Origin of the sequence: Marinobacter vinifirmus (assembly GCF_002258215.1) — a bacterium.
Classification (GTDB): domain Bacteria; phylum Pseudomonadota; class Gammaproteobacteria; order Pseudomonadales; family Oleiphilaceae; genus Marinobacter; species Marinobacter vinifirmus.
Genome location: NZ_NEFY01000002.1, coordinates 241,435 through 253,742 on the forward strand (window position 1 = coordinate 241,435; position 12,308 = coordinate 253,742).

A 12,308-nucleotide genomic window follows, 5' to 3' on the forward strand; every position below is an offset into this window, starting at 1 on the left:
GATTTCCTTTTAGTAAACAATACGATGGCAAAGTGCATCGGCACCGGGCCTGAGTATATCGGCCGCCACCTTTGGAAGCGCTTCAAAACGCGACTCACCGCTGATCAGAACATCCAGCTCCGGGGCAGCCAATAACTCGAGGACCAGCGCCAGCCGCCTGCGATGATCCCAGCGCGGGCGCCGTTCCACGGGCAGCTGGCCAACCTGGCTGGATTTCAGCGTCAGGCGCCCGGGATGGAAGGCCTGCCCCAAGGGTACCTGAACGGGCTGGTCTCCATACCAGCTGAGTTCAATTACCCGTGCTTCTGCCCCCGCCAGGGCCAATGCCGTCGCCAACCCCGCAGGTTGGCCGGACGCGTGAATCACAAGGTCACAGTCGGCAATATCCGGTTCAGTGGAGAAAGCAAAGCCCAGCCGTTCGGCCACTGCCTGCCGTTGCCCGTTCGGGTCGATGGCCAGCAGTTCCACACCGGGAATCCGGCTAACCAACCATGCTACCAGCAGCCCCACCACACCCAAGCCAACCACCGCAATGCGATCCCCGACCGCCGGCTGGGCATCCCAAACGCCGTTGACTGCTGTTTCCATGTTGGCGGCCAGTATCGCCCTGGCCGGTGGCACAGCGGCAGGCAGCGGAATAACAGCCTCGGCCGGCACAGAATAACGCCGCTGATGCGGGTAGAGGCAGAACACCCGTTGGCCTTGCAAATCGGCTGGCCCGTTCAGCACCTCGCCAACACTGGCGTAGCCATACTTCACCGGCCCGGGAAAATCCCCTTCCTGAAACGGCGCCCGCATACGCTGGTGCTCGGTGACCGGCACCCGCTGGTTGTACACCAGAGATTCAGTCCCCCGGCTGATCGCCGAATAAAGGGCCTGAACCACCACCTGCCCGGAGCCTGGTTGAGAGCGCTCCGGCTCCGGAGCCGGCCGGAGTTCCGATGCCTGAAACCCGGTTATCCAGAAGGCTTCGTTCTTATTTAGTTGCATGAAGAGTCCATTTTCTGATTGGCTGCGTACGCAAAAACAGTATCCCCAAACTATAGTTACAAAACGGGGCCTTGCTCACGCCACTTACAGGCTATACGGACGCAACGGTGTATGGATTCCATCAGCACCACAACCACGCCCACATCCACCACAGCGAAAGACCTCGTTGTTGGGGGCTTCACACTTTTTGTGTTGGCATTAGCCCTGCAACTGGCATTCAGCCTGCCCGCCGGCTTTCTTGCTCTCAGTGCTGTGCTGTATGCAGTCCAGGGCGCACTGATTCTTCGTTACTGGCCGGGGCGAAAGCCTTTTGGGTGGGCCAATCGGGCTACCCTCGCCCGTTCGGTTATTGTACTGGCACTGATCGCCTGGGCACCCTATCTCGGCGGGCAGCCGGCTCCGGCGTTGTGGACCTACGCACTGCTCAGCCTGGGAGCCCTGATTCTGGATGGCGTGGATGGCAAAGTCGCCCGCGCCACTGGCAGCCACAGCGAATTCGGTGCCCGTTTTGATATGGAACTCGACGCGCTGTTTATCCTCGGGCTGTGCCTTGCCGTACTGGCACTCGATAAAGCCGGCACCTGGGGGTTGGCCCTCGGCCTTATGCGCTATGCCTTTATCGCCGCCAGCCTTGGCTTTGCCTGGCTCAACGCCAACCTGCCAGACAGTTTTCGCCGCAAAACGGTTTGTGTCTGGCAGGTAGTTACCCTGATGGTCGCTGTTATTCCCATCATTCCACCGGTTTTTGCCAGCCTCACCCTCGGGCTTGCGCTTGTGCTGCTTGCCTGGTCGTTTTTTGTGGACGTTCGCTGGCTCTATCAACGGAGACACAACCATGACTCTGCCAAACCTTAAAGCAATCACCGCCTCTGCCCTTCTGCTCCTGCCGCTGGCCCTGCAAGCGGCGCCCGCTAAATTTGTGGTGGATGAAGAGCATTTCTCCATGAGTTTCGAAATCATGCACGTGGGCTATGCCCCGGTTATGGGCATGTTCCGGGACATTGAAGGAGAGTTTGAATACGACGAGGAAACCGGAGAGCTCAGCTCAGGCAAACTGATGTTCAAAGCCGCCAGCGTGTTCACCAACCACGAAAAACGTGATGACCACGTGCGTAACAAGGATTTCCTGAACGCCGGAGCTCATCCCGAGATCACCTTTGTGGTCACCGGTTTTGAAAAAACCGGAGACAACACCGGCACCGTAACCGGCGACCTGACCCTCCTGGGCCAGACCCGCCCCGTGGATGTAGACGTAACCCTGAACAAATCGGCGGAGTACCCCTTCGGCCATGAGGAGTACACGCTGGGCATCAGCGCCGAAACCGTCATCAAGCGCAGCGACTGGGGTATGACCTACGGCGTCGACAACGGCATGGTGGGCGATGAAGTAACGCTCCGGTTCGGTTTTGAAGCTATTAAAGACGGTGGCTGGTTTTGATCATTGTGCGAATTGCTACCCCTCGGTTTTCGCTGCTTTATTTTTTAGTACCCTAACGATAGATTGATCAACCTTTCCCATACAGCTGGCCTGGTTCGATCATGTCTGACGCCCACAAATCCGATCTGCTGCTTGTTGTCGTTACTCTGTTCGCAGCATTCGGCTGGATGTTCTCCAAAGAAGCGGTGCTGATGATGCCACCGTTAATGTTTATGGCAGCCCGGTTTCTGATAGCAGGCAGTGTGCTGGCCCTTATCGCCCTGCCGTCACTCCTGCGACTGAGCGCAGACCAGCTTGGCCGCGCCGTTGGCGTGGGCGCCGTGTTCGGCATCGCGATGACTTGCTGGATTATGGGCCTGTTCCACGCCGAGAGCATGGGCGAAGGTGCCTTTCTGACCAGCCTGGGTGTGGTGATTGTGCCGGTACTGGCGCGACTGGTATTTGGCGAACCACAACCCATCAGCACCTGGCTGGCCATCCCCATCGCCGTCTCCGGCCTGGCATTGCTTTCCCTGGAAAACGGCTTCCGGCCAGACCCCGGGCAACTCTATTTCGTGGCCGCAGCGTTCATCTTCGCGTTGTATTTCACCCTGAATACCCGGGCCGCCAACCAGCGCACCGTGGTTAACAAGCGCGGCGAAACCATCCAGAAACAAAAGGTACCGGCATTACCGCTAACGGCCATGGCGTTGCTGACCGTGGGATTGGTTACCCTGGCTGAATCCGCCATCAGCGAGCCCTGGGCGCCCACCCTGACCAACCCGCCCCCCATGCTTTATGTATGGGTACTGGCCAGCGCAGTCGTCGCCACTGCGGGGCGCTTTCTGCTGCAAACCTATGCCCAGAGCCTTTCGATACACAGCCACGGAGTGGTGATACTGGTACTGGAACCGGTGTGGGTAGCACTGTTCGCCACCGCCTGGTTTGGCGAAAGCATGACCGCCCTGCAAATGGCCGGTTGCGGCCTGATCTTCGCAGCACTGCTGGTGAACCGCTGGAGCGCCCTGAGCCGCGCCATCAAAGGCCTGCTGAAAGCCAAAAATCAGCCTCAAAGAGGTTGACCAACCCCCGCGAAATCCGTATATTTCGTCTCCGTTGCGAGACAGGACCATAGCTCAGTTGGTTAGAGCGCTACCTTGACATGGTAGAGGTCCGCGGTTCGAATCCGCGTGGTCCTACCAGTCTTGCCTGAAAAGTCAGTCACTTACGATTCCCGTAAGCACTGGCTTTTTTTGTTTCTGCAGCAACTCCCCGGCTTGGTCACCAAAAAGTAAACATCACCCCTTCCTGTGTTCATAGGTGGCATTCAACCTTCCCGCAAGATAGTCCGAACAGGTGATCGGCTCATATTTGGGCGCTTCGTTCGGCTTTACATCCCGGGGGTCCACCACCGCATCCGGGTCCACTTCCAGAAAGAAGGCCACTGAATAGCGTTCCCGCTCTGGCGCCTTCACCCTGTGTGGTGTCGAAAGATAGGTATCGTTGGTCCAGCGCATCAGGCAATCACCAATGTTACAGACAAACGCGCCTGGAACATGGGGAGCATCCAGCCACTGCCCTTGCCGGCTGCGCACCTGAAGACCCGCTACACCGTCCGTCGCCAGAATGGTGATGTTGCCATAATCGGTGTGGGTGCCTGCCCCCGCATCTTCCCGCGCGTTCGCATCCGTACAGGGCGGATAGCGCAGCATTCTCAGGGTTGCAATTGGCTGCTTCAGGTGGGGTTGGAAAAAGTCTTCGGGCAGGCCGAGATCCAGGCTGAAACCGCGATGGATTAATCGGCCAAGCTCCAGACATTCCGCAAAGTAATCCAGTGCCCCGGCCCTCCAGCCCTCAATCGGTGGCCAGAAATTAACACCCCGGAACGGCTTTCCTACCAGTACATCCGGGTGATCTTCAGGGAAATCAGTGCCTATATTAAAGGCCTCTTTCCGGTCTGCGCCGGCTTGCGGGTTCAATCTTTCATCCGCCAGCGCCACATAGCCGCGATTGTGTGGCGACCGCTTGATCGACATCTGCTGCTTCTGCTCGGCTGGCAACTGGAATAACTGCCTGGCCAGATCAAATACGCCCTCACAGACCTCCGCCGGGATGCCGTGGTCACTGACGTAAAAAAAGCCGATATCCCTGCAGGCCCGCCCCAATTCCGCCGCCGTTGCCTGGCGCTCATCCAGATCAGGGCTGCGCAAACCTTGTAGTGAAATCACAGGTAACTCATTCATGAACCTTCCTCAGGCAAAACCGGTTGTATGGGGGTGTTCAGCAGCACTTCGTCGCAGTTAACGCCCGGGCCGGCGCGATCCACCACCAGGTAATCGGAGTCAGCCGCCAGCGGCAGTAGCGGCGCGTGCCAGGTGCCCGGCCGGTAGTTCACGCCTTGCCCGCCCCTGGCCCAAAAAGCCCGAACCTCCGTTTCATTAAAGTCGCCGGGGGGCGCCACCACCGCCAGGAAATCTCCACCGTTCATTGGCACAAATGCCTGGCTCCCGAGGGGGTGTCGTTCCATCATGTGGATTTCCAGCGGTAAAAGCGGCTGGCCCCGGAAAATGGAGAGAATGGCCCGGGCGCCATGGCCCAGGCACTCTATACCCGCCAGCCGATGGAAACGCTCGGTGCGCCCCTGATTGATCAACAAAGGTGCCGGGCCGTGAGTGTCAATGACATCACCGAAGGGCTCAAAAGCTTCGCGGGTGAGCCGCTCAACCGCTATTCGTCGTAACACGCTCACAAAACCGGCTTCCCGAATAACCTCACCCGACTCACCCCGCCATCAGGAATCATGTTGAAGCGGATGTGGGTAATGGCTCCAAGTTCCTTGAGGTCCGTGAATTTAAGTATGGCGTCGGCCTCAAGGGGTTGGGGCTCCAGCAAGGTCGGCCAGAACATGCTCTGGGTGATCAGCGACGCCGCCGTGCCCTCCCCGGCTTCCACACAGGCTGCCTGTACCGAGCAGGCGGCCGGAAAGTTGCCTTTGAAGTGAGCTGTATCTACCTCGAGGCTTTCCGCAATGCCTTTGTGGCCGAGGGCCAGAATGCACCAGTCGTTGCCTGGCTCTCTCCTACGCCGTGTTTCCCAGCCGTCGCCCATATTGATGCCCCGCCCGGGGCGCAGCAGCTTTCGGGGTTCACCATAGTGGGCGTCGCTCCAGGCCACCTGGTCAGCACCGCATTCCAGCGCCAGCAAGTTGATGGATTGGTTGGGGGCTGCCCGGCGCCAGTCCATCCAGGGCCTGCCATAAACCCGCAGGCGCGCAAGCCCACCATCCGGGTAGATGTGCAAACGCACGTGGGTCCAGGGCTGGTCAGAAGTGATGGCGCAGAACCGATGATCGTTGCCGGCAAGCTCGGTAGCCGGCACCAGGGGAATCCACTCGCTGTTGCCATCAGGCACAGCTGCAGGGCTGTAACAGGCTTCCAGTGATGCCGCCGGTGGGAAGTTGCCGGTAAAGAAACTGGTATCAAAGTCCACGCCGGTCAGTACCCCCGGCATGGCCAGCCGCACAATGCACCAGTCATGGCCGGTGGTCCGGCGCCGGCGGGTTTCCCAGCCGTCCATCCACTTGCCGTGGTCATCGTAGCGATCGGGGTAGAAAGCGGCCGGCCCAGGTGCCAGCATTCGCGCCCGGGGTGCAAAAAACTCGTCGGTGACTTCCAGAACTTCGGCCCCCAGAGAACTGTCCGCCAGGTTCAGGCCCTGCCGGGCAAACTCCGGGCCTTCCGGTACCGGGGCAATCACTATATCAGTCATGGCAGATACTCTTGGTGGGTTGAAACTCAAAGGGATGGTGCGCGCGCCAGTGCCGGGCGATGTCGACCCGGCGGCACACCCACACCCGGTCGTGTTGTTCGAGGTAATCCAGAAATCGCTGCAAGGCGCGGAATTTTCCCGGCCGCCCGATTAACCGGCAATGCAGCCCCACCGACAGCATTTTCGGTGTTTCCAGCCCTTCGGCGTACAGCACATCGAAACTGTCTTTTAAATACTGGAAGAACTGCTCGCCGGTATTGAAGCCCTGGGGCGAGGCAAAGCGCATATCATTGGCTTCAAGGGTGTAGGGAACCACCAGGTGAGGCTGCTGTGTGCCGGCAGAGTCGATCACCTGTGTCCAGAAAGGCAGGTCATCGCCGTAATAATCGCTGTCGTACAGGAAACCGCCCGCCTCGACCACCAGCCGCCGGGTATTGGGGCTGTCACGGCCGGTATACCAGCCTGACGGGCGCTCGCCGGTGAGTGCCTGATGCTGCTCTATGGCCAGTTGCATATAGCACCGCTCTTCGGACTCACTCATCTCCTGATAGTGAATCCAGCGCATGCCATGGCAGGCGATTTCGTGGCCGTCTTCAATAAACGCTCTGACCACTTCCGGATTTCGGGCCATGGCCATGGTCACACCGAATACGGTCAGCGGCAGCCCGCGGCGCCGAAACTCCCGCAATACCCGCCAGACACCGGCCCGGGAGCCGTACTCATAGAGCGATTCCATGCTCAGGTGCCGGTCACGATAGGGAGCGGCGCCGATGATATCGGACAGAAAGGTTTCCGAGTGCTCGTCGCCGTGCAGCACGCAGTTCTCACCGCCTTCTTCGTAATTCAACACAAACTGCACCGCGATACGGGCGTTACCGGGCCACTGCGCGTGGGGCGGATGTTCACCGTAACCGCGCATATCCCTTGGGTAGGTTTTACCTTCATTCATCCAGGTCGCTCCAGGCCACAGCCTCTGAGAATAACGTCAACAAGAAAATCCGCGGCATGCTCGAAGTCCCTTGGCTCGTACTCTGCCTTGTTTTCCACCATCAGGATTTGCACCTGAAAATCGGCATAATGCTGGGTCGACGACCAGATCAGGAAAATCAGCTGTACCGGATCCACCGGCGCCATCCTGCCCTCATCAATCCAGTGCTGGATTACCGACGCCCTGCCCCGCACCCACTCGCGCATGTTGGTGCGCAGGTGGTCGAGCAAGAAGGGCGCGCCCTGAATGATTTCCATGGCAAACAATCGTGACGCTAGCGGGTATTGCTGCGACATGTTCACCTTGGTGCGAATAAAGGTTTCCAGTGCAGTAGCCGGATCGTCGTCCGGTTTTATTTCCGAGAATACTTTGTTCCAGCGCAGCAGAATGTCGTCGAACATGGCGCTGTACATGCGTTTTTTGTTGCTGAAGTAATAAAGCACGTTGGACTTCGGCAAGCCGGCCCGTTCAGCAATATTCTGGATGGTGGTGCCCTTGTAGCCGTGCAGGGCAAACTCCTGCTCGGCCGCCTGCAGAATGGCTTCCCGGTTCCGCTCCCGGATCCGGCCAGGCCGGTAGCTCCGGCCCGCTTCAGATGTGTTCTGCTGCACTGACAGTGATCTGGTCATGGTTCACTCACTTGTTGTCCGGTGATTCAGGAGTCCACCCTTTCCATTCCGATGGACTCCTGAAATGGATCAAAAGTGGAATTTCACCAGTGCGCTGACTGAACTCTGGGTGTCTACCAGCGTCTCGTTCAGGCCAAACTTGTTGTTCCAGTACTGGTACTCAATACCGGCGTAGAGCACGCCCGGGTTGCCCATGAAGTTACCCACGTCCAGCTTGATCTGGGGCGTGAACTGGAACTCGGACTCGTGATCACTGGCCGAGGTGGACCAGTCGATGTAACCATCCACCAGGAATTTCGCCGCACCCACATCAAACGGCAGGCCCCAGGTGACCGTCATCTGCCAGTCATCACTGATCTCGCTGTTATCAACGTAGTAGAAAGATGTAGTGAAGTAACGGAACGCAGGCACGTCCCACGCCAGGCCGAAACCGTACATGTAGTTGTTTGCCTCGGTACCGCCGCCAAATTCATACTGCCCGGCCAGGGTGATGTCTTTCACCGGCCCGAACGACAAGTCCTGGCCTGTCAGCCAGCTGCCGCTGATATTGGGCGCGAATTCGCCGTAAACGTTGTCGGTACCTTCAAGGTCTCCCTGAGGCTGGTCCCGGTCGATAAAGAAGAAGGTGCCGCCCCAGTTGTGAGCGGTCACGTTCTCGAACGTAAAGTAGGTCGCCTCGTATTCCATTCCCCCGTTACCACCGGCGTCGAACTGAACGCCCTGGTAATCGGCACTGTGCAGGATGGAGATACTGGAGCCACCGAAGAACTTCTCGGCGTGGGCAGCAGGCGCAAAACAGGCTGCAGCAACGCAGCTTGCGATCAGGGTTTTCCGAAGTGCTTTCATGGCATAGCCTCTCTGGTTACTTTTTTGGGTCATCGGTTGTTAGCAGTACATCGTTTTAGTTAATGTCCCGGCCGGTAGGGCTGGCCAAGAGACAGCGGGGTGTTCAACCGGGTGCGTACCGGGTCGAACGACAAAAGAATCAGCATCAGGATGGTAACCACGTAGGGCAGCATCGCCAGCAACTCAGTGGGGCTGCGCCAGCCCAGCCCCTGGAGCACCAGGTGAAGAATGGAGGCCGCCCCGAACAGGTAAGCACCCAACAGCAAGCGCCCGGGGCGCCAGCTGGCAAACACCACCAGCGCCAGCGCTATCCAGCCCCGGCCTGAGGTCATGTTCTCGGTCCACATTGGGGTGTAGGCCAGCGACAGATAGGCACCGGCAAGGCCGGCCATGGCCCCGCCAAAGGCCACCGCAAGGTAACGCACGGTGAGTACCCGCAAGCCATTGGCGTTGGCCGCACCTGGCGACTCCCCAACGGCCCTCAGAACCAGGCCGCCGCGGCTGAAGCGCAGGAACAGAGCAACACCTGCAAACACCAGCCAGGAAAAATACACCAGCAAATCCTGGGTGAAGAGCGCCCGACCCAGCACTGGAAGATCACTCAACAGGGGGATCGCAATTTTTTCAAAACCCTCGATGGACTGGCCGACAAAGCCGGCACCCACGAAGGCGCTCAGGCCCGTGCCGAAGATGGTTAACGCCAGCCCGGCGGCGTACTGGTTGGCGGAGAGGGTCACTGCCATAACGGCGAACAACATCGACATCGCCAGCCCGGTCAGCATGGCGACAACAACCCCGGCGGCCAGGCTGCCGGTAGACAAGGTCGCGATGAACCCGGCCACCGCGCCCATCAGCATCATGCCCTCCTGCCCCAGGTTGAGAACGCCGGAGCGCTCACAGATCAGTTCGCCCAGGGCCACCAGCAGCAGCGGGGTGCCGGCCACCACCGTGGCGGCAAGAATGTTGGTCAACAGGTCCATATCAGAGCTCCTGGCCGGCCGGGGCGGCGGGTTGGGACAGGCCTGCCGGTAAAGGCCGGCGAAAACGAATCCGGTAGTGAATAAAGGCATCGCAGGTGAGCAGGTAGAACAGCAGCATTCCCTGGAACATGGCGGTCACCGCCTTGGGCATGTTCATGGCAATCTGCAACATCTCGCCGCCAATAAAGGTCAGAGCCAGCAAGGCACTGGCGGCAATAATGCCCAGGGCATGCATCCGGCCCAGAAACACCACGATGATCGCGGTGTAGCCATAGCCCGGCGACACCTGGGGCACCAGCTGCCCGATCGGCCCGGTCACTTCCGCGGCGCCAGCCAGCCCCGCAGTTGCACCACCAACCAGCAGCGCGAACCAGGTCAGCCGTCTGGCGCTAAATCCGGCAAACGCAGCCGCCCGATGATCCTCACCCACCACGTTCAACTGGTAGCCGATGAAGCTGCGGGCAAACAGCACCCATACTGCGACAGCCGCCAGCAACCCGAAGGCCAGGCCGATGTGCAGCCGCGTGCCGTTAATCAACGCTGGCAACAAAGCCGCATCGGCAAACATCACCGACTGGGGAAAACCAAACCCGTAGGGATCTTTCAGGGGCCCGTGCACCGCATAGAGCAGCAGGTTCAGGGCGATGTAATTGAGCATGATGGTGGTGAGGATTTCGTTGCAATTCAGGTGGGTCTTGAGAAACGCGGCAATCGACGCCCATGCCATACCACCGGCGATGCCCGCCAGCAGAACCGCCGGCAAAACCAGGAATCCACCGGCATCCCCCACCGAAACCGCAACAGCACTGGCAGCCACCGCGCCAATCAGGAAATGGCCCTCGGCACCGATATTCCAGATTCTGGCCCGGAAGCAGACCGTCAGCCCGGCGGCACACAGCAACAAAGGCGCGGTTTTCAGGCCCAGCTCGGCAAGTCCGGTGAGGTCACTGATCGGCGTGATAAAGAAGAAGGTCAGGGCCTGGATCGGGTCTTTGCCCATGCCGAGGAATAACAGGAAGCCGGTTGCGACCGTCAGGGCCAGGGCCAGCAGAGGCGATAACCAGCGCAGGGTGGTAGAGGCTTCAGGGCGGCGCTCAAGCTGCAGCATCAGCAAGCTCCTCCACCTCGAAGTTTCCTGCCATCCACTGCCCCAACTGATTGATGCTCAACTCAGAGGCCGGGGCCAGTGGTGACAGACGGCCATTACAGATCGCGCCCATCCGGTGGCAGAGCTGGTAGAGCTCATCCAGGTCTTCTGAAATCAGCAGGATGGCGGCGCCCTCATCGCGCAGTTTTACCAGCGCCTGATGAATAGCCACCGCCGAGCCCACATCCACACCCCAGGTTGGGTGGGAGGCCACCAGAAGCCTTGGTGACTGACAGGCTTCGCGGCCGAGGATGTATTTCTGCAGGTTGCCGCCGGATAAGCTCGAGGCGCTGCTTTGCTCGCCAGAGCAGCGCACGCCAAAGCGTGAAATGACGTCTCTGGCAAACTCCCGAACCCGTTGCCGCCGAATCACACCACGCCGCACCAGGCCCTGCCCTGCAGCGGTCAGCAACGCATTGTCGGCCAGCGACATCACCGGCACTGCACCCCGGCCCAGCCGCTCCTCGGGCACCACAGCCAGCCCCCGGGCTCGCCGTGCCCCGGGAGGCAGGCGGTCAATCGCCTCGCCGGTGAAACGAATGGCCTCGCCCTTGAGGGTGATCTCTCCGGACAAAACCTTGAGCAGTTCCTCCTGGCCGTTTCCGGCCACCCCGGCAATGCCGACGATCTCGCCAGCGCGCAAGGAAAAACCGATGTTCTTCAGGCTGGTGCCGAAAGGGTCACCCGTTTGCCAGCTCAGCTCCTGCACCTGCAGCAGGGTGTCACCGGGTTGGGCAGCGCTGACCTGGGTTGCAATCGGGGTATCGTCGCCCACCATCAGGCGGGCGATGTCTGAGGCAGATAAGTCTTTCGGCTGGCAATGTCCGCTCACCCGGCCCTGGCGCAACACCGTGGCCTGATCGCACAGGCTCCTGACTTCCTCCAGCTTGTGACTGATAAACAGAATGCTGCAGCCGTCCCTTGCCAGTTTGCGCAACGTTTTGAACAGTGTGGCCACTTCCTGGGGGGTGAGTACCGAGGTGGGTTCGTCCAGAATCAGCAGGGTACTTTCCTGAACCAGGCAGCGGACAATCTCCACCCGTTGCCGCTCCCCCATAGACAAGGTGCTGACAAAGCGCCGGGGGTCCAGGGCCATCCCATAGTGTTCGGACACCTCCCGGATACGCTGCTCCAGTGCGCCCCGGTCGCGAACCTCGTCTGCCGGCAGGCCCAGCGCAATGTTTTCCGCCACAGTCAGGGTTTCAAACAGAGAGAAGTGCTGAAAGACCATGCCTATGCCCAGTTGCCGGGCTCGGGCCGGGTTCTCCACTGTCACCGGGTGGCCATTCCAGACAATACGACCGGCATCCGGCTGAACCACGCCATAGATGATTTTCATCAGCGTGCTTTTGCCCGCGCCATTCTCCCCCAGCAGGGCGTGGATCTCGCCGGCGCCCACAGTAAGGTCTACGCCGTCGTTAGCCCGACACCCCGGGTAATCTTTCACGATCCCCTGCAGCTTTAACCTCTGAGCAGAAACTGCCATTCCCGGTCTCCTCGTAGTCTGGGTCAGGTCCGGCCATAAAGAATCTGACCAACCAAT

13 protein-coding genes and 1 tRNA gene are annotated in these 12,308 nt (G+C 59.7%); 4 read left to right on the forward strand and 10 right to left on the reverse strand.

The window, feature by feature from the left end:
• Positions 1–9: 9 nt before the first annotated feature.
• A complete protein-coding gene (locus B9Q17_RS03520; RefSeq protein WP_094624135.1) occupies positions 10–990 on the reverse strand; it encodes a zinc-dependent alcohol dehydrogenase in 981 nt (326 codons plus the stop codon).
• 111 nt (positions 991–1,101) lie between these two features.
• On the opposite strand from B9Q17_RS03520, the gene B9Q17_RS03525 reads away from it, so the two are divergent.
• The 4 genes from B9Q17_RS03525 to B9Q17_RS03540 all read left to right on the forward strand — a co-directional run bounded on the left by B9Q17_RS03525 (position 1,102) and on the right by B9Q17_RS03540 (position 3,609).
• The gene (locus B9Q17_RS03525) at positions 1,102–1,845 is read left to right on the forward strand and encodes a CDP-alcohol phosphatidyltransferase family protein (RefSeq protein ID WP_094624136.1); all 744 of its coding nucleotides are present in this window, start codon (positions 1,102–1,104) and stop codon (positions 1,843–1,845) included.
• Positions 1,826–2,428 (forward strand): YceI family protein, encoded by a 603-nt coding sequence (locus B9Q17_RS03530; protein WP_094624137.1) that lies wholly within the window; start codon positions 1,826–1,828, stop codon positions 2,426–2,428. Before B9Q17_RS03525 ends, B9Q17_RS03530 begins: the two co-directional genes overlap by 20 nt.
• A 101-nt stretch (positions 2,429–2,529) precedes the next feature.
• Positions 2,530–3,489, forward strand: coding sequence for a DMT family transporter (locus B9Q17_RS03535; RefSeq protein WP_094624138.1), 960 nt, complete (start codon positions 2,530–2,532; stop codon positions 3,487–3,489).
• A 43-nt stretch (positions 3,490–3,532) separates the two neighbouring features.
• Positions 3,533–3,609 (forward strand) — tRNA-Val (locus B9Q17_RS03540).
• Between the two features lie 96 nt (positions 3,610–3,705).
• On the opposite strand, the gene B9Q17_RS03545 is transcribed toward B9Q17_RS03540, so the two are convergent.
• From B9Q17_RS03545 to B9Q17_RS03585, 9 genes are all read right to left on the reverse strand, one after another.
• Positions 3,706–4,650 (reverse strand): isopenicillin N synthase family dioxygenase, encoded by a 945-nt coding sequence (locus B9Q17_RS03545; RefSeq protein ID WP_094624139.1) that lies wholly within the window; start codon positions 4,648–4,650, stop codon positions 3,706–3,708.
• Entirely contained in the window at positions 4,647–5,156 is a 510-nt protein-coding gene (locus B9Q17_RS03550; RefSeq protein WP_036219469.1) for an ureidoglycolate lyase, read from the reverse strand. Before B9Q17_RS03550 ends, B9Q17_RS03545 begins: the two co-directional genes overlap by 4 nt.
• Positions 5,153–6,175, reverse strand: a complete 1,023-nt coding sequence (gene alc, locus B9Q17_RS03555) for an allantoicase (protein ID WP_022989071.1) — start codon at positions 6,173–6,175, stop codon at positions 5,153–5,155. Before alc ends, B9Q17_RS03550 begins: the two co-directional genes overlap by 4 nt.
• Complete coding sequence (puuE, locus tag B9Q17_RS03560) at positions 6,168–7,124, reverse strand: allantoinase PuuE (protein ID WP_022989072.1); 957 nt, start codon at positions 7,122–7,124, stop codon at positions 6,168–6,170. The genes alc and puuE overlap by 8 nt, the downstream gene beginning before the upstream one ends.
• Positions 7,121–7,792 (reverse strand): TetR/AcrR family transcriptional regulator, encoded by a 672-nt coding sequence (locus B9Q17_RS03565; RefSeq protein WP_022989073.1) that lies wholly within the window; start codon positions 7,790–7,792, stop codon positions 7,121–7,123. Before B9Q17_RS03565 ends, puuE begins: the two co-directional genes overlap by 4 nt.
• A 69-nt stretch (positions 7,793–7,861) precedes the next feature.
• Positions 7,862–8,638: an outer membrane protein OmpK gene (locus B9Q17_RS03570; protein ID WP_036219507.1), complete on the reverse strand. Its 777-nt coding sequence runs from the start codon at positions 8,636–8,638 to the stop codon at positions 7,862–7,864.
• Between the two features lie 59 nt (positions 8,639–8,697).
• Positions 8,698–9,618: an ABC transporter permease gene (locus B9Q17_RS03575; protein WP_022989075.1), complete on the reverse strand. Its 921-nt coding sequence runs from the start codon at positions 9,616–9,618 to the stop codon at positions 8,698–8,700.
• 1 nt (position 9,619) lies between these two features.
• Positions 9,620–10,729, reverse strand: a complete 1,110-nt coding sequence (locus B9Q17_RS03580; RefSeq protein WP_036219510.1) for an ABC transporter permease — start codon at positions 10,727–10,729, stop codon at positions 9,620–9,622.
• The gene (locus tag B9Q17_RS03585; RefSeq protein WP_094624140.1) at positions 10,713–12,251 is read right to left on the reverse strand and encodes an ABC transporter ATP-binding protein; all 1,539 of its coding nucleotides are present in this window, start codon (positions 12,249–12,251) and stop codon (positions 10,713–10,715) included. Before B9Q17_RS03585 ends, B9Q17_RS03580 begins: the two co-directional genes overlap by 17 nt.
• Between the last annotated feature and the right edge of the window lie 57 nt (positions 12,252–12,308).